This is a genomic window from Pseudomonas fulva, assembly GCF_023517795.1.
GTDB lineage: Bacteria > Pseudomonadota > Gammaproteobacteria > Pseudomonadales > Pseudomonadaceae > Aquipseudomonas > Aquipseudomonas fulva_D.
Map to the genome: position 1 here is coordinate 588,469 of NZ_CP082928.1, position 16,892 is coordinate 605,360.

General features: G+C 65.2%; 13 protein-coding genes and 5 tRNA genes. 6 read left to right on the forward strand and 12 right to left on the reverse strand.

Annotated features, from left to right (window positions below; genetic code table 11):
* Positions 1 to 82 precede the first annotated feature (82 nt).
* Positions 83 to 988: a LysR family transcriptional regulator gene (locus K8U54_RS02590; protein WP_249908741.1), complete on the forward strand. Its 906-nt coding sequence runs from the start codon at positions 83 to 85 to the stop codon at positions 986 to 988.
* A 90-nt stretch (positions 989 to 1,078) separates the two neighbouring features.
* A complete protein-coding gene (locus K8U54_RS02595) occupies positions 1,079 to 4,003 on the forward strand; it encodes an EAL domain-containing protein (RefSeq protein WP_249908742.1) in 2,925 nt (974 codons plus the stop codon).
* 51 nt (positions 4,004 to 4,054) lie between these two features.
* Here the strand turns inward: K8U54_RS02595 and K8U54_RS02600 are convergent, their stop codons facing one another.
* The gene (locus tag K8U54_RS02600) at positions 4,055 to 4,507 is read right to left on the reverse strand and encodes an Hsp20 family protein (RefSeq protein ID WP_070886739.1); all 453 of its coding nucleotides are present in this window, start codon (positions 4,505 to 4,507) and stop codon (positions 4,055 to 4,057) included.
* 120 nt (positions 4,508 to 4,627) lie between these two features.
* Between K8U54_RS02600 and K8U54_RS02605 the strand changes: the two genes are divergently transcribed.
* The gene (locus K8U54_RS02605) at positions 4,628 to 5,374 is read left to right on the forward strand and encodes an SDR family oxidoreductase (protein ID WP_249908743.1); all 747 of its coding nucleotides are present in this window, start codon (positions 4,628 to 4,630) and stop codon (positions 5,372 to 5,374) included.
* Here the strand turns inward: K8U54_RS02605 and K8U54_RS02610 are convergent.
* Complete coding sequence (locus tag K8U54_RS02610; RefSeq protein WP_249908744.1) at positions 5,358 to 6,371, reverse strand: tRNA dihydrouridine synthase; 1,014 nt, start codon at positions 6,369 to 6,371, stop codon at positions 5,358 to 5,360. The genes K8U54_RS02605 and K8U54_RS02610 overlap by 17 nt on opposite strands.
* Before the next feature lie 156 nt (positions 6,372 to 6,527).
* Between K8U54_RS02610 and K8U54_RS02615 the strand changes: the two genes are divergently transcribed.
* On the forward strand, positions 6,528 to 6,917 hold the full coding sequence (locus K8U54_RS02615) for a hypothetical protein (protein WP_249908745.1): 390 nt from the start codon (positions 6,528 to 6,530) through the stop codon (positions 6,915 to 6,917).
* Between the two features lie 4 nt (positions 6,918 to 6,921).
* Here K8U54_RS02615 and K8U54_RS02620 read toward each other — a convergent pair whose 3' ends face one another.
* From K8U54_RS02620 to uvrB, 8 genes are all read right to left on the reverse strand, one after another.
* On the reverse strand, positions 6,922 to 7,356 hold the full coding sequence (locus K8U54_RS02620; RefSeq protein WP_249908746.1) for an acyl-CoA thioesterase: 435 nt from the start codon (positions 7,354 to 7,356) through the stop codon (positions 6,922 to 6,924).
* A 214-nt stretch (positions 7,357 to 7,570) separates the two neighbouring features.
* Positions 7,571 to 7,646: transfer RNA gene (locus K8U54_RS02625), tRNA-Glu, on the reverse strand.
* Positions 7,647 to 7,694: 48 nt separating this feature from the next.
* Positions 7,695 to 7,770: transfer RNA gene (locus K8U54_RS02630), tRNA-Ala, on the reverse strand.
* A gap of 49 nt (positions 7,771 to 7,819) precedes the next feature.
* Positions 7,820 to 7,895: transfer RNA gene (locus tag K8U54_RS02635), tRNA-Glu, on the reverse strand.
* Between the two features lie 59 nt (positions 7,896 to 7,954).
* Positions 7,955 to 8,030: transfer RNA gene (locus tag K8U54_RS02640), tRNA-Ala, on the reverse strand.
* Positions 8,031 to 8,176: 146 nt separating this feature from the next.
* A complete protein-coding gene (gene gltX / locus K8U54_RS02645) occupies positions 8,177 to 9,658 on the reverse strand; it encodes a glutamate--tRNA ligase (RefSeq protein ID WP_249908747.1) in 1,482 nt (493 codons plus the stop codon).
* Positions 9,659 to 9,852: 194 nt separating this feature from the next.
* The gene (locus K8U54_RS02650) at positions 9,853 to 10,368 is read right to left on the reverse strand and encodes a nucleoside 2-deoxyribosyltransferase (RefSeq protein ID WP_249908748.1); all 516 of its coding nucleotides are present in this window, start codon (positions 10,366 to 10,368) and stop codon (positions 9,853 to 9,855) included.
* Positions 10,365 to 12,380 carry an excinuclease ABC subunit UvrB gene (gene uvrB / locus K8U54_RS02655; protein WP_249908749.1) on the reverse strand — a complete coding sequence of 672 codons (2,016 nt, stop codon included), beginning with the start codon at positions 12,378 to 12,380 and terminating at the stop codon, positions 10,365 to 10,367. Before uvrB ends, K8U54_RS02650 begins: the two co-directional genes overlap by 4 nt.
* Positions 12,381 to 12,546: 166 nt before the next feature.
* Between uvrB and K8U54_RS02660 the strand changes: the two genes are divergently transcribed.
* Both K8U54_RS02660 and K8U54_RS02665 read left to right on the forward strand, forming a co-directional pair.
* Complete coding sequence (locus tag K8U54_RS02660) at positions 12,547 to 13,743, forward strand: amino acid aminotransferase (protein ID WP_249908750.1); 1,197 nt, start codon at positions 12,547 to 12,549, stop codon at positions 13,741 to 13,743.
* Between the two features lie 66 nt (positions 13,744 to 13,809).
* Positions 13,810 to 13,885, forward strand: a tRNA-Asn gene (locus K8U54_RS02665).
* A gap of 340 nt (positions 13,886 to 14,225) precedes the next feature.
* Here the strand turns inward: K8U54_RS02665 and K8U54_RS02670 are convergent.
* Positions 14,226 to 15,626, reverse strand: coding sequence for a sigma-54-dependent transcriptional regulator (locus K8U54_RS02670; protein ID WP_249908751.1), 1,401 nt, complete (start codon positions 15,624 to 15,626; stop codon positions 14,226 to 14,228).
* 3 nt (positions 15,627 to 15,629) lie between these two features.
* Positions 15,630 to 16,835 carry a sensor histidine kinase gene (locus K8U54_RS02675; RefSeq protein ID WP_249908752.1) on the reverse strand — a complete coding sequence of 402 codons (1,206 nt, stop codon included), beginning with the start codon at positions 16,833 to 16,835 and terminating at the stop codon, positions 15,630 to 15,632.
* Between the last annotated feature and the right edge of the window lie 57 nt (positions 16,836 to 16,892).

The following is a 16,892-nucleotide window of genomic DNA, read 5'->3' on the forward strand; positions in this document are numbered from 1 at the left end:
CATATTTTTCATCCAGAAGATTCCCGATCGGAATTGCTATAGCATCGAGGTTTACCGCCCTGCACTACCATCGGAAATGCCCATGGATCTCGCCACCCTCAATGCCTTTATCGCCATCGCCGAACTCGGCAGCTTCTCCGAAGCCGCCATTCGCCTGCACCTGACCCAGCCGGCGGTGAGCAAACGCATCGCCAGCCTCGAGCAGCAATTGCGCGTGCGCCTGTTCGACCGCCTCGGCCGTGAGGTCAGCCTGACCGAGGCCGGCCGCGCCCTGTTGCCACGCGCCTACCAGATTCTCAACGTGCTGGAGGACACCCGTCGGGCGCTGACCAACCTCAATGGCGAGATCACCGGGCGGCTGACCCTCGCCACCAGCCACCATATCGGCCTGCACCGCCTGCCGCCGTTGCTGCGCGCCTTTACCCGCGCCCACCCGCAGGTGGCGCTGGATATCCAGTTCCTCGACTCCGAGGTGGCCTACGACGAAGTGTTCCATGGCCGCGCCGAGCTGGCGGTGATCACCCTGGCGCCGGACACCCGCGATCCGGTCCGCGCCGTGCCGGTGTGGGACGACCCGCTGGATTTCGTCACCGCGCCTGAACATCCATTGGCCCAGGGCACGGGCGTGACCCTCGCCGACGTAGCCCTGCACCCGGCGGTGTTTCCCGGCGGCAACACCTTCACCCACCACATCGTGCAGCGCCTGTTCGAGGCCGAGGATCTGACGCCCAACATCGCCATGAGCACCAACTACCTGGAGACCATCAAGATGATGGTCTCCATCGGCCTGGCCTGGAGCGTGCTGCCGCGCACCATGCTCGATGAACAGGTGGCCCGCCTGCCCTTGCCCGGCATCCAGCTGTCGCGTCAGCTCGGTTATATCGTGCATACCGAGCGCACCCTGTCGAACGCCGCCAGGGCCTTCATGCAACTGCTCGACAGTCATCGCGACAGTCTTGCTTTAGCGCCGGGGCAGCAGCTAACGTGACAACCATGCCGGCCATCTGCCGGCATTCACGCAGCACAAGCACCAATAGCCCGGTTTCCCGCCTCGCCGGGCTTTTGTAGAGGAAGGGTCATGGGCAATTCCAACGACAAACGCCCACCGTTGCCCCATGTACCGGTGCTCGACCCAGCCGAGTTCGAAAAGACCTGGCGCGACAGCCAACACCTGCTGGCCGCCCTCAATGGTGCCGGACTCGGCGCCTGGTTCTGGAACGTCGACACCGGCGAGGTCAGCTGGTCCCGCGGCGCCCAGAAGGTATTCGGTCTCGACCCGACCCGCCCGCTCAGCGCCCCCGTCGACTATATCGGGCTGATTCCCGAGGAGGAGCGCGGCGAAGTGCTGCGTATGTTCCAGGCGGTGATCGATGGCTCGCCCACGGCCGAGCCGATTCGCCATCGCATTCGCTGGCCGGACGGCAGCCTGCGCTGGATCGAGATCACCGGCAGCCTGCAGGCCGGCGCTGGCGGCCAGAACCGGATGTTCGGCGTGGTGCGCGACATCACCCGCCAGCGCGCCCAGGAACAGGCCCTGGCCGACAGCCAGGAGCGCCTGCGCATGGCGCTCGAATCGGCCGATCTGGGCACCTGGGACTGGCACATCCCCAGCGACACCCTGTTCGCCTCACCGCGTGCCGCCGTCCTTCACGGCCTGCCGGACGCGGCCTTCCAGGGTCCCTTCCCGGACTTCTTCGCCCACGTGCCCGCGCAGGACCTTCAGGCCCTGCGCCAGGCCTATCGCGACCTGCTGCCCGACAACGGCCAGGACTCCCAGGTGACCTACCGCACGGTACACGCCAACGGCCAGACCCATTACCTGGAAAGCACCGCCAAGCTGCACCGCGATGCCCAGGGCCAGCCCGTGCGCATGACCGGCATCATGATCGACACCAGCGAACGCACCTTGCGCGAGCAACGTCTGCAAGCCTCGGAACGCAAGTTCGCCATGGTCTTCCAGGCCAGCCCCGACCCGATCTGCGTCACCACCCTGCCGGAAGGCCGCATTCTGGAAATCAATCCGGCGTTCACCCAGGCCTTCGGCTGGCGGCCGGCGCAAGTCAGCGGCCGCAATATCTTCAAGCTCGAGCCCTGGCAGGTGCTGCCGGAGGACTCGCCGCTGCGCGCCAAGATTCTCAGTGGCACCGACCTGACCGACGAACGCATCGACCTGCACGACCCGCAAGGCCGCCTGATGAGCTGCATCGTGTCGTGCCGGCGCCTGGAACTGGCCGGCCAGCCCTGCGTGCTCAGCAAGTTTCGCGACATCACCGAGCAGCAACGCGCCGAGTCGGCGCTCAAGGCCAGCCAGGAAAAATTCTCCAAGGCCTTTCACTCCAGTCCGGACGCCATCACCATCACCACCCGCGACACCGGTCGCTACATCGAGATCAACGACGGGTTCACCCGCCTCACCGGCTACAGCGCCGAGGAAGTCATCGGCCGCACCTCGACCGAAGTGGGCATCTGGCCCGACGATCACCAACGCCAGCGCCTGCTCGCCACCCTGCGCGAGCAAGGCCATATCCAGCGCATCGAGATGAGCGGTCGCGACCGCCACGGCAAGCACCTGGAAGTGGAAATCTCGTTCGAACCGATCGAGCTGGATGGCACCCAGTGCCTGCTGGTCACCGCCCGCGACATCAGCGAACTCAAGGCCGCCCAGCAGCAGATCCAGCACCTGGCCTACCACGACCCGCTGACCAGCCTGCCCAATCGCGCCCTGCTGATGGATCGCCTGACCCAGCAGATCGCCCTGCTGCAGCGCCATGCGCTGCGCGGCGCCCTGCTGTTTCTCGACCTCGATCACTTCAAGCACATCAACGACTCGCTCGGCCATCCGTTCGGCGATGCGGTGCTCAAGCTGATCACCGCCCGCCTGGAAGTCAGCGTGCGCGAGGAGGACACCGTGGCGCGCCTGGGCGGCGACGAGTTCGTGGTACTGCTCACCGGCATCGAGGGTACGCTGGAAGACGTCATCAGCCACGCCGGCCAGGCCGCCGAAAAGCTGCGCACCCTGCTCAGCGAACCCATGCTGCTCGAAGGCCATCGCCTGCAGGTCACCCCGAGCATCGGCATCGCGCTGATCCCCGACCACGGCCAGACGCCGGCCGACCTGCTCAAGCGCGCCGACATCGCCCTGTACCGCGCCAAGGATTCGGGCCGCAACGCCATTCAGCTGTTCCACAGCTCCATGCAGCACGCCGCCAGCGAGCGCCTGCGCCTGGAGAACGAGCTGCGCACGGCCCTGAGCCGCGGCGAATTCGAGTTGTATTTCCAGGCCCAGGTGGATGCCCGAACGGACCAGATCATCGGCGCCGAAGCACTGTTGCGCTGGGCCCACCCGACTCTCGGCGAACAGTCACCGGCGCTGTTCATCCACGTGCTGGAGGAAAGCGGCCTGATCCTCGAGGTCGGCGCCTGGGTGATGGTCGAGGCCTGCCACGCCTGCGCGCGGCTGCTGGAGGACGGCCTGATCGACGAGCGCTTCAGCCTGTGCGTGAACATCAGCACGCGGCAGTTCCGCCAGGGCGATTTCGTCGAGCGCGTCGAGCATTGCCTGCGCCAGAACAGGCTGCCCCAGGGCATGCTCAAGCTGGAAATCACCGAAGGCATCGTCATCGAGGATATCGACGACACCATCAGCAAGATGAACCGCCTGCGCAAGCTGGGCGTCAGTTTCGCCATGGACGATTTCGGCACCGGCTACTCGTCGCTCACCTACCTTAAGCGCCTGCCGGTGGACGTGCTGAAGATCGACCAGTCGTTCGTGCGCGATGCCACCAGCAACCCGAGCGATGCGGAAATCATCCGCGCCGTGGTAGCCCTCGGCCTCAGTCTGGGCCTGGAGGTGATCGCCGAAGGCGTGGAACAGCAGAGCCAGCTGGACTTCCTGCAAAGCCAGGGCTGCAACTGCTACCAGGGCTACCTGTTCAGCCGCCCGCAACCGCTGCCGGCCTTCCGCGCCCTGCTCGCCCCCGGCCACCAGCGCCTGCCGCACTGAAATGGAAAAGGCGCCACAGGGGCGCCTTTTCCGGTGTACCGGTGCTGGAGATCAGTTCTCCAGTGCCGGACGTGCCGACCCGATCGGGATGCGCTTGGCCTTGGCCTCTTCCGGCACATGGCGCTCCAGCTCGATGTTGAGCAGGCCGTTCACCAGGCTGGCGCTCTTGACCTCGATATGATCGGCCAGGCGGAACGACAGCTTGAACGAACGCTGAGCGATGCCCTGATACAGGTAGGTGACATTGTCACCGTTGCCATTGCCCGCACGCTTGCCGCCGGTCACGGTCAGCACGCCGCGCTCGACCTGCAGATCCAGATCTTCATCCTGGAATCCAGCGGCAGCGATGACGATCCGGTACTGGTCGTCGGCATGCTTCTCGACGTTGTAGGGCGGGTAGCTGCTGCTCGTCTCGTTGCGCATCGCCGATTCGAACAGGTCGTTGAAACGGTCGAAGCCAATGGACTGACGGAACAGCGGGGTCATGGAAAATGCAGTGCTCATGGTAGATCTCCTGAATAGTCAGCGAGTGATAAGGTGCGGGACCCGTCTTCGGCATCCCACGGTGAGAAAAATGTGGATGGCCGAAAAAATTTCAAGGGCCCCGAAAAGGAGATTTTTTCGATGAGCAAGGTGATGCTGGTCACCGGTGCCAGTCGCGGCATCGGCGCGGCCACGGCCAGGCTGGCGGCGCAGCAGGGCTACCGCGTGGTGGTCAACTACCAGCGCCAGCGTGACGCCGCCGAGGCGCTCGTCGAGGCGATCACAGCCCTGGGCGGCCAGGCGCTGGCACTGCAGGCCGACGTGGCGGACGACGCTCAGGTGCGCCGGCTGTTCGCCGAGATCGACTCCCATCTGGGGCGCCTGGACGTGCTGGTCAACAACGCCGGCATGCTGGAGCAGCAGATGCGCCTGGAACGGATGAGCCTGGAGCGCTGGCAACGGGTGTTCGCCACCAACGTGTACGGCAGCTTCCTGTGCAGCCGCGAGGCGATCGTACGCATGTCCACCCGCCAGGGCGGGCATGGCGGCGCGATCATCAATCTGTCGTCGATTGCCGCGCGCCTCGGCGCGCCGGAGGAGTACATCGACTATGCAGCGGCCAAGGGCGCGATCGACAGCATGACGGTGGGACTGGCCAAGGAACTCGCCGCCGATGGCATTCGCGTCAATGCCGTGCGCCCCGGGGTGATCGACACCGAGATCCACGCCAGCGGCGGCGAGCCGCAACGGGTGGCGCGCGTCGCGGCCAGCGTGCCGCTGGGCCGTGGCGGGCGCGCCAGCGAGGTGGCCGAGGCGATTCTGTGGCTGGCCAGCGATCAGGCCAGCTACACCACCGGCTCGTTGCTGGACGTCAGCGGAGGGCGCTGAGCGCCTCGTCGTTGGCTTCGAGCGCTTGCAGAGCACTCACCTGCGCCGGCGCGATGCTTACGCCCAGCAGCGCGTCGATGACCTCGCAGGTGGTTTCCCGCCGCACCAGGGCGAACAACTCGACCGCCTCCGGGTAGCTGCGCGTGAGCATCGCCAGCCACTGCTTGAGCCGGCCAGGGGCGTAGCGCGGCGAGATCTTGCGCCGCGCCTGCAGCCAGAATTCGGCCAGCAGCGGCTGCAACTCTGCCCAGGTCATCACGCCAGCGTCTCGCCCCGCCTCTGCCGCGGCGATCTGCCGGGCCAGGTCGGGCCGCGCCACCACGCCACGGCCGAGCATGAAATGCTCGGCACCGCTCACCTCGCGGCAGCGCCGCCAGTCCTCGACGGACCAGATATCGCCGTTGGCATACACCGGCACGCTGACCACTTCCTGCACCCGCGCCACCCACTCCCAGTGCGCTGGCGGCTTGTAGCCCTCGACCTTGGTGCGTGCGTGCACGACGATCTGCGCGGCGCCGCCTTCGGCCAGCGCCCGGGCGCAATCGAGGGCCAGGTCCTTGTGATCGAAGCCCAGGCGCATCTTGGCGGTAACGGGAATGGCCGCCGGCACGCTGCGACGCACTTCGCGCACGATGGCGTGCAGCAACTCCGGTTCCTGGAGCAGTACCGCGCCGCCGCGGGACTTGTTCACCGTCTTGGCCGGGCAGCCGAAATTCAGGTCGATCACCGGCGCGCCGAGCACGCAGGCATAGGCGGCGTTGTCGCCCAGGCACTTGGGGTCGGAGCCGAGCAGTTGCACGCGCAGCGGCGTGCCGGCAGCCGTACGGGCGCCGCTGAACAGCTCGGGCGCCAGCTTGCGGTAGGTCGACCGGGGCAGCACACGATCGGTGACGCGGATGAACTCGGTCACGCACCAGTCGATGCCGCCGACCCGGGTCAGCACATCGCGGAGAATTTCATCGACCAGCCCCTCCATGGGCGCCAGGGCGATCTGCATGGCAATACTCTCGAACTATCTGGGGAACCCGGCGGAATCGGCCGGAAAACGGCGCGTAGTGTAGCGGCGAGACGCGCATCAGCCCAGCGGCGTGGCGGCTGAACACCTGCCGCCCCAGGCAGTCCATTGCAGTGACGACTACCGATTGGAATCACCATGAGCCCACTCTTGTTGCGCGGTGCCCCGCTCGCCCTGCTGCTGGCCGCCACCAGCGCCCTGGCCGTCACGCCGATCTCCGTGGGCGTGCCACTGGATCCGGCAGCGGCTGCCAAACTGATCGTCAGCCGTGACCGCAATGCCCCCAACGCCTGCGATCTGCAGGTGCGCATCGACGAGCAATTGGTGGTGGCCCTACCGGCCGGCGAAAGCGTTACGCTGGACGTGCCCAGCGGCGAAAGAACCGTTGTGCTGACCCCTTCACGGGAAGGCTTCTGCGCCGAGATCGACCTGCTAAGCAGCCAGTCGATACTGCTGCAACCCGGCGAGGTCAGGCGCTACCAGGCGGTCTACGAGGAACAGAAGCTGTTTCTGGCGCCGCAGCAGTGACCACTCAGGCGGGCAGCAATGCCCTGCCATAGCCCTCGACGAACTCGGCCGGCATGCGCTTGGGCCGTCCGCTGGACAGCTCGATGCACACGAAGGTGGTACGGGCACGCAGCAGGGTGGCGCCATCCTGGGGACGTATCAGCTGAAAGCAGCGATCCATCTTCAAACGCTGATCGGATGCGACGATCCAGGTGCCCATCTGCAACGCCTGGCCTTCGTAGGCACTGCTCAGGTAGTCGATCTCGTGGCGCACCACCGCCATGGCCCGATCCAGACGCCGATACTCGATTAGGTCCAGCCCCAGCGATTGCGAATGCCGCCAGGCGCAGCGTTCCAACCAGGTCACGTAGACGGCGTTGTTGGCGTGGCCGAGGCCGTCGATATCCTCGCTGCCGACCAGCAGGTCGATGGTGAATGGATCAGGGCGATCCCAGTTCATGGCAGACGCCCCAGCGCGCGCAGCGCTGCAATGGTGTGAGTCAGCTTCATGGGGTGGCTTCCCTTGTCGACGGAACGAGCCTGACCTTAGGGGCTAAGCCTTGCGCAACGCAAGGTCTGCATCAACAAAGCGGCCAGCACTTTTCGGGCGCGCAAAAACAAAAGGGCCACTTCGTGAGAAGTGACCCTTAAAAATCCCGCAGAGCGGGCAAAAATGGCGTCCCCTAGGGGACTCGAACCCCTGTTACCGCCGTGAAAGGGCGGTGTCCTAGGCCACTAGACGAAGGGGACGAAACCTTCGAAGAACAAGGCCAGCACTCGGCTGGCCTTGTCGTGGATTGGTGGAGCTAGACGGGATCGAACCGTCGACCTCTTGCATGCCATGCAAGCGCTCTCCCAGCTGAGCTATAGCCCCAGAACCTTGCGGTCTGGCTGCAATGCCTAAGCACTGCAGCTGGAAATAATGGCGTCCCCTAGGGGACTCGAACCCCTGTTACCGCCGTGAAAGGGCGGTGTCCTAGGCCACTAGACGAAGGGGACGCAAATGCCCTTCTTTACAACTCAACCCGCTCCTTAGAACCGGTTGTGGCATCCGAGATTGGTGGAGCTAGACGGGATCGAACCGTCGACCTCTTGCATGCCATGCAAGCGCTCTCCCAGCTGAGCTATAGCCCCATCTCGAGGACGGGGCGCATGTTAAGTGCGCCCCTGCACCCTGTCAACAAAATTTTAGCCGGTGGTGCATTTTTTTTCGCTGACATAACAAACACTTACCGCAAACCGCTGGCTGCCGGCCGCCCACGGCGACCGGCGGCCGAAAATCAGCCGATGCTGGCCAGCAGTTTTTCCCACTCCTTGTTCTCCTTCTTCGACACGCCACCGAGCAGCTCGATGGCCTGGCGCAGGCGGAAACGGGTAAGGTCCGGGCCGAGAATCTCCATGGCGTCGAGCACCGATACCGAACTGGCCTGGCCGGTGACGGCGGCGAACATCAGTGGCATGGCATCACGCAGTTTCAGCTCCAGATGCTCGACCACCGCCTGGATGCACCCGGTGATGCGCTCCTTTTCCCACTGGCGCAGCGCTTCGAGCTTCCATAGAACCAACTGCATGAGTTGGCGTACCTGATCGTCCGACAGCTTCTTGTGGGCGAACAGTGCTTTGTCCGGCTGCACACCGCCTGCGAAGAAGAAGCTGGCCAGTGGCGCGATCTGGCTGAAGGTTTCCACCCTGCCCTGCACGTGGGGCGCGATCTTCATCAGGTAGTCGCTGTTGAAGGCCCACTTCTGCACGCCAGCGGCGAACTCTTCGACGCTCAGGTCGCGCATCCACTGGCCGTTGAGCCAGGACAGCTTCTCCAGATCGAAGATCGGCCCGCCGAGGGAGACGCGCTGTACGTCGAAATTGGCGATCATCTCGTCGAGGGTGAATTTCTCGCGCTCGTCCGGCATCGACCAGCCCATGCGGCCCAGGTAGTTGAGCATCGCCTGGGGCAGGAAGCCCATGCGCTCGTAGAAGGTGATCGAGGTCGGGTTCTTGCGTTTGGACAGCTTGCTCTTGTCCGGGTTACGCAGCAGCGGCATGTAGCACAGCTGCGGCTTTTCCCAGCCGAAGTATTCGTACAGCAGGATCAGCTTGGGCGCCGACGGCAGCCACTCCTCGCCGCGCAACACGTGGGTGATCTTCATCAGGTGGTCGTCGACCACGTTGGCCAGGAAGTAGGTCGGCAGGCCATCGGTCTTCATCAGCACCTGCATGTCCATGCGATCCCAGGGGATCTCCACGTCGCCGCGCAGCATGTCCGGCACCACGCAGACGCCCTCGCTCGGCACCTTCATGCGGATCACGTGGGGCTCGCCCGCTGCCAGGCGGCGCTGCACTTCCTCGTTGGAGAGCAGCAGGCCGCGGCCGTCGTAGCGCGGCGTCTCGCCACGGGCCATCTGCTCGGCACGCATCTGGTCGAGCTCTTCCGGGGTGCAGAAGCAGTAGAAGGCATGGCCTTTCTCGACCAGTTCCAGGGCGTACTTGCGGTAGATCTCGCCACGCTCGCTCTGCCGGTACGGGCCATAGGGGCCGCCGACGTCCGGGCCTTCGTTCCACTCGATGCCCAGCCAGCGCAGGGCATCATAGATCTGCTGCTCGGACTCGCGGGTCGAACGGACCTGATCGGTATCCTCGATGCGCAGGATGAACTCGCCGCCGTGCTGCCTGGCGAAGCACAGGTTGAACAGGGCGATGTAGGCGGTGCCGACGTGAGGATCGCCGGTGGGCGACGGAGCGATGCGGGTACGAACGGTGGTCATGGAAAGTCCCGAGCAGGTAAGACTGAAAATGGCATGGGCTGGCCCCGCACCCAGACCGCATGAGCGGTCGGCGCAGGCGCCATGGATGACGCGAGAAAGCGAAGGGAACGAATATTAACAGGCCAGCCCCGGCTGGCTCCAGCGAAGCTGGGCGCCGGCCGCTGGCGAGTGTGGCACCATGGCGGGCCGCCGGGTCAGATGCCCGAAGCGCCACGCAGATAGCGACCCAGCGCCGCGGCGCCCTCCTCCACACTGGCGCTGCAGCCTGCCCAGGAGCAGGCGAGCATCAGGTTGCGCGGCAGGCCGAAATCCTCGATGAAGTAGCCATCGGCATCACGGCCCGCTGCGTCACCGGGCAACCACTGGCGCATGCTGCCCTTCGGCTGGAAGTACGCCCACACCGGCTTGCCCAGGGCCACCGCCGCGCCGACCTCGAATGCGGTACCGGAATCCGGCTCCGAGCCGCGAAAGGGATTGAGGTTGGCCAGCACGGCGTCGGCATCACGGATCATCGCCAGGTTGAGCCGGCAGATCTGCGCCGCCTGCTCGGCGGGCGCCAGGCCCCCGGGCACTTCGTTATCGAACGGATAGAGCCCCTCGAGCCCCTGCTCGCGACACAGACGCTTGAGGTACTCGCCCCGCTCCACGGCATCGCTCCTGAACACGTCGAAGCCGGCCAGGTAGACCCTTGGGTGAGCTGCCGCACTCATACCGCGAGTAGCCGTTCACGCAGCTTCTGGATTTCGTCGCGCATCTGCGCCGCCGCCTCGAATTCCAGGTCGCGGGCCAATTCGAACATCTTGTCCTCCAGCTGGCGGATACGCTTGGTGATCTCCGCCGGCGAGCGCAGCTCCGCTTCGTAGCGCGCATTGTCCTCGGCGGCCTTGGCCATGCCTTTGCGCTTCTTGCTGCGCGCACCCGGCACCACCGCACCTTCGAGAATGTCCTTGATGTCCTTGACCACGCCCTTGGGCACGATGCCGTTGGCCTCGTTGAAGGCCAGTTGCTTCTGCCGGCGCCGCTCGGTCTCGCCGATGGCGCGCTCCATGGAACCGGTCATGTTGTCGGCGTAGAGAATCGCCCGGCCGTTGAGGTTACGGGCGGCGCGGCCGATGGTCTGGATCAGCGAGCGCTCGCTGCGCAGGAAGCCTTCCTTGTCGGCGTCGAGAATCGCCACCAGGGCGACCTCCGGCATGTCCAGGCCCTCGCGCAGCAGGTTGATGCCGACCAGCACGTCGAAGGTGCCGATGCGCAGGTCGCGGATGATCTCCACCCGCTCGACCGTATCGATATCCGAGTGCAGGTAGCGCACCTTGACGCCATGATCGGCCAGGTAATCGGTCAGGTCCTCGGCCATGCGCTTGGTCAGGGTGGTGACCAGCACGCGCTGCTCGGCGGCCACGCGCTTGTTGATCTCCGACAGCAGGTCGTCGACCTGGGTGCGCGCCGGGCGCACTTCCACTTCCGGGTCGACCAGGCCGGTGGGGCGCACCACCTGCTCGATCACCCGCCCGGCGTGGTCGGCCTCGTAGGGCCCCGGCGTGGCGGAAACGAAGATGGTCTGCGGGCACGCGGCTTCCCACTCCTCGAAGCGCATGGGGCGGTTGTCCAGCGCCGAGGGCAGGCGGAAGCCGTACTCGACCAGGGTTTCCTTGCGCGAACGGTCGCCTTTGTACATGGCGCCGACCTGGGGCACGCTGACGTGGGACTCGTCGATCACCAGCAGCGCTTCGGCCGGCAGGTAATCGTACAGCGTGGGTGGCGGCGCCCCCGACGGGCGGCCGGACAGGTAGCGCGAGTAGTTCTCGATGCCGTTGCAGTAGCCCAGCTCGAGAATCATCTCCAGGTCGAAACGGGTGCGCTGCTCCAGGCGCTGGGCCTCGACCAGCTTGTTGGCGCCGCGCAGGTAGTCGAGGCGATCCTTGAGCTCGACCTTGATCTTCTCCACCGCCTCGAGCAGCGTGTCGCGGGGCGTCACGTAGTGGCTCTTGGGGTAGAAGGTGAAGCGCGGCAGGCGTTGCAGCACCTCGCCGGTCAGCGGATCGAAGGCGCTGATGTTCTCCACCTCGTCGTCGAACAGCTCGACGCGGATCGCTTCCAGGTCCGATTCGGCCGGGAAGATGTCGATCACGTCGCCACGCACCCGGAAGGTCGCCCGGGCGAAATCCATGTCGTTGCGGGTGTATTGCAGCTCGGCCAGGCGGCGCAGCAGCGCGCGCTGATCCATCTTGTCGCCACGGTCGAGGTGCAGCACCATCTTCAGGTACTCCTCGGGGCTGCCCAGGCCGTAGATCGACGACACGGTGCAGACCACGATGACGTCCTTGCGCTCGATCAGCGCCTTGGTCGCCGACAGGCGCATCTGCTCGATATGGTCGTTGATCGAGGCGTCCTTCTCGATGAAGGTATCCGACGACGGCACGTAGGCCTCGGGCTGGTAGTAGTCGTAGTAGGAGACGAAATACTCCACCGCGTTGTTCGGGAAGAACGACTTGAACTCGCCATACAGCTGCGCCGCCAGGGTCTTGTTCGGCGCCAGCACCAGGGTCGGACGCTGCACCTGGGCGATGACGTTGGCCACGCTGAAGGTCTTGCCGGAGCCCGTCACGCCGAGCAACGTCTGGTGCGAAAGCCCGGCTTCAAGGCCCTCGATCATCTGCCGGATCGCCTCGGGCTGGTCGCCGGCAGGCTCGAAACGGGTGACCAGTTGGAACTCGGACATAAATACCTCTGCAAAGGCTGTGACGCCACGACAACACGTGCGTCATACCTGATGTACGCTGTCGCGACACCGAATATGGGCCGCTATACTAACGGCCCGCTTGCGCAACCCCTAATCCAGTTGCCGGGTTGCTCGATACTCACCTCACCACAGAGCTGCCGCCCCCATGAGTCTGTTCTCCGCCGTCGAAATGGCTCCGCGCGATCCCATCCTGGGCCTCAACGAAGCATTCAACGCCGACAAACGCCCTGACAAGGTCAACCTTGGCGTGGGTGTCTACACCAACGAAGAAGGTCGCATCCCGCTGCTGCGCGCCGTGGTCGAAGCGGAAGCGGCGCTCACCGCTGCCCGCGCCCCCCGTGGCTACCTGCCGATCGAAGGCATCGCCGCCTACGACCAGGCCGTGCAGAAGCTGCTGCTGGGCAACGACTCGCCGCTGATCCAGCAGGGACGGGTGATCACCACCCAGGCCATTGGCGGCACCGGCGCGCTGAAGACCGGCGCGGACTTTCTCAAGCGCCTGCTGCCCGACGCCACCGTGGCGATCAGCGACCCGAGCTGGGAGAACCATCGCGCCCTGTTCGAAGCCGCCGGTTTCCCGGTGCGCAACTACCGTTACTACGACGCCTTCAGCAACGGCGTGAACCGTGGCGGCCTGCTCGAGGACCTGAAGAACCTGCCGGCGCGCTCCATCGTCGTGCTGCATGCCTGCTGCCACAACCCGACCGGCGTCGACCTGACCCCCGAAGACTGGCAGGCGGTGCTGGAAATCGTGCGCGAACGCGAGCATGTACCCTTCCTCGACATCGCCTACCAGGGTTTTGGCGACGGTATTGAAGAAGACGCCGCGGCGGTACGTTTGTTCGCCCAATCTGGCCTGACCTTCTTCGTCTCCAGCTCGTTCTCCAAGTCGTTCTCGCTGTACGGCGAGCGCGTCGGCGCCCTGAGCATCGTGGTCGGCGACCAGGACGAAGGCAGCCGTGTGCTGTCCCAGGTCAAGCGGGTGATCCGCACCAACTACTCCAACCCGCCGACCCATGGTGCCAGCGTGGTCGCGGCCGTGCTCAACAACCCGCAACTGCGGGTGATGTGGGAAACCGAGCTGGGTGAAATGCGCGATCGCATCCGCACCATGCGCCTGGCCATGGTCGAGCAGCTGGCAGACCTGAACGCCAAGCGCGACTTCGGCTTCGTCGCCGAGCAGCGCGGCATGTTCTCCTATTCGGGGCTGACCACCGAGCAGGTCGAGCGTCTGCGCAGCGAATTCGGCATCTACGCCGTGGGCACCGGCCGCATCTGCGTGGCGGCCCTGAACACCCGTAACCTGCCGGTGGTGACCAAGGCCATCGCTGCCGTTCTGTAAGTTGCCTGGGGGAAGTCGGCAGATGCTTGACTTCCCCTTCGTAATCAGTAGGATACGCGTCGTTGTTCCGCGATAGCTCAGTCGGTAGAGCAAATGACTGTTAATCATTGGGTCCCTGGTTCGAGTCCAGGTCGCGGAGCCAAATTCAGAAGCCTCGGTTGATCCGGGGCTTTTTAATGCCTGCCGAAAAGCTGCCTCTGGGTGCCAGCGCGGTAGGGCGTACTCGCGAAGCAGTACGCCGTTGCCGCTGTGGCAGGATCGATATGGGTTGGCGGACTGTTCGCTTCGCTCCTGAATCCGCCCTACCCGCTAAACCTCATCGGGCCATAGCATGCCGAAGAGCGGTAGTGGTACGGGGAGGACTGTCGGCGCCTATTCACGGTGGGAGCGCGCCATGCGCGCGAAATCACGGGCATGGCCCGTTCCCACGAAGCTCGAGCGCCGTTTCTGTACAGGCCCGACATTTCAAGCCTTGCGCGAGCTCAGCTGGCGTAGAGATACGCCTCGACATCCATCCCGGCATCGCGCATCTGCGCCAGCTTGTAGCGCAGGGTGCGCGGGCTGATGCCCAGGCGCTCGGCCGCCTCCTTGCGACGCCCGCGCTCGGCGCGCAGGATATCGATGATCACCTGGTACTCCCGGCGCCGCAGGTCCTCACCCAAGGCGCCATCCGCCACGCTGGCGTCCGGCACTACCGGCATCGCCACGCCTGGCACCACCGCCAGCGGAGGCTGGGACGGCTGAGCGAAACCGATCGGCGCGGTCAGGCACAGATCCTGAGGTTCGATAACGCCGTTCTGCTGGAGAATGACCGCGCGCTGGATGGCGTTGTCCAGCTCGCGCACGTTGCCCGGCCAGGCATGGCGGGTCAGGCAGGCGACCGCCTGGGGGGAAAGGCGCAGCGGTGCCAGGTTCATCTTCTTCACATATTTGGCCAGCAGCCGCTCGGCCAGCGGCAGGATATCCGCCGGACGCTCACGCAGCGGCCGCCAGGCCAGGGGGAAAACCGAAAGGCGATAGAACAGGTCCTCACGAAAACGCCCCGCCGCCACCTCGGCCGCCAGGTCGCGGTTGCTGGTCGCCAGCACGCGGATGTCCAGGCTGATCGGCTTGCGGCCGCCGACCCGCTCCACCTCACGCTCCTGCAGCACACGCAACAGTTTGGCCTGCAGGGCGAGCGGCATCTCGGAAATTTCATCGAGCAGTATGGTGCCGCCCTCGGCCAGTTCGAATTTGCCCGGCGCGCTGGCGACGGCCCCCGTGAAGGCGCCCTTCTCGTGACCGAACAGGGTGGCTTCGAGCATATTGTCCGGGATCGCCGCGCAGTTGATGGCGATGAAAGGCCCCTTGGCGCGCTGCGACTGCTGATGAAGATAACGGGCCAATACCTCCTTGCCGGTCCCCGACTCGCCGCTGATCAGCACGGTGGAATCGCTACGGGCGACCCGTGCCGCCAACTCGAGCAGTTGCAGACTGGCCGGCTCGCAGGCCACCGGACCGTCCTGCTCCGAGTCGCTGGCACGCCCGAGTGCATGGCGCGCCACCAGCGACAGCAGGGTCTTGGGCTCGAACGGCTTGACCAGATAGTCGACCGCCCCACGGCGTATCGCCTCGACGGCACGCTCGACAGCGCCGAAAGCAGTCATCAGCAGTACAGGCAACTGTGGCTGGCGTTCGCGGATGGCGCCGAGTAGCTGATGACCATCCATGCCCGGCATGTTCACATCACTGATCACCAGTCCGAACGGCTCCTGGGCGATGGCGACCAGCGCCGCTTCAGCGCAGTCGACGGCCCGGTAATCATGACCACCGAGCTCGAGGGTGTCGGCCAGGGCTTCGCGCAGTGCGCGATCGTCTTCAACCAGCAGGACTTTGGCAGCCATGGGTCACTCCTGAATCGTGGGGTGCGCTGGGGTAATCAGCGGCAGAATCAATAAGGCGCAGGTACCGCGACCTGGCCGCGAACGCAGCTGCAGCTCGCCCTGATGAGCGCGAGCGACTGCCTTGACCACTGCCAGCCCGAGGCCAGTGCCGGTGGTCTTGGTGGTGAAGAACGGTTCGCCCAGGCGCGCCAGCGTCAGCGCATCGATACCGGGGCCGTCATCACTGATACACAGACGCAATGTGGAGCCGCGCCGGTAGGCATGCACCTTGAGGCGCACGCGCTGCCCCGCTGCCTGGATCGAGTTCTCGACCAGGTTCAGCAGGGCACCCACCAGCGTGTCGCGGTTGCAGAGCAGCTCGCCACCCCGGGCATCGCACTGCCAGCGAACGTCGATGCCCTGCACCACCGACTCGCCGGCCTGCCTGAGCGCCTCGAACAATCGAGCGGGATCGAGTCGGTCCGCGAGTGGCAGCTCGCCGCGGGCGAACACCAGCATGTCGCGCACCTGGTGTTCGAGTTCATGCAGCCGTTCTTTCAAGCGTCCGGCAAAGCGCTGCTGCTGCTCGGCCGGCAGCACCTGCTCGGTCAGGTGACTGGCATACAGCAGCGCCGCCGACAACGGCGTGCGCACCTGATGCGCCAGAGAGGCAACCATACGCCCCATGGCGCTCAGCCGCTCGTGCCGCGACAGCTGATCCTGCAAGCGACGGGTTTCCGTCAGATCGGTCAGTAATACCAACTGGCCTGGCTCGCCCTGCAGCGAGCGGGTGGAAATCGACAGACGCCGGCCATCGGCCAGGGAAATTTCGTGACCATCATCATGCCGGGGGGCGAAACGCTGGGCGATCACGTCCCGCCAGAGCCGCCCAAGCAATGGCTCACCCAGCATGTGCCGCGCTACCGGGTTGGCTTCGCGAACAACGCCATGGCCATCGATGACCACCACGCCGCCCGGCAACAAATCCAAGAGGCTTTGCAGGCGATTGGCCAGGCGCTCCTTTTCGTTGAGCTCCTGCACACGCTGCTCAGTGACTTGGGCAAGCTGGCCAGTCAGTTCATTGACGCGATTTTCCAAGAGGCTGTACGAGCTACCTAGCCGGCTCGACATCTGCTCGAACAAGGCCAGCGACTGCTCCAGCTCCCCACGCTCCGCACCTACCGGCGATGAGGTATCCAGGGAAACATGACGTTGCGGGCTTGGTTTCATTGCACTCTCTCGCGTGGCGAGCCGTCAGAAGGCGGTCATTTGCCAAGGAGATAGCAA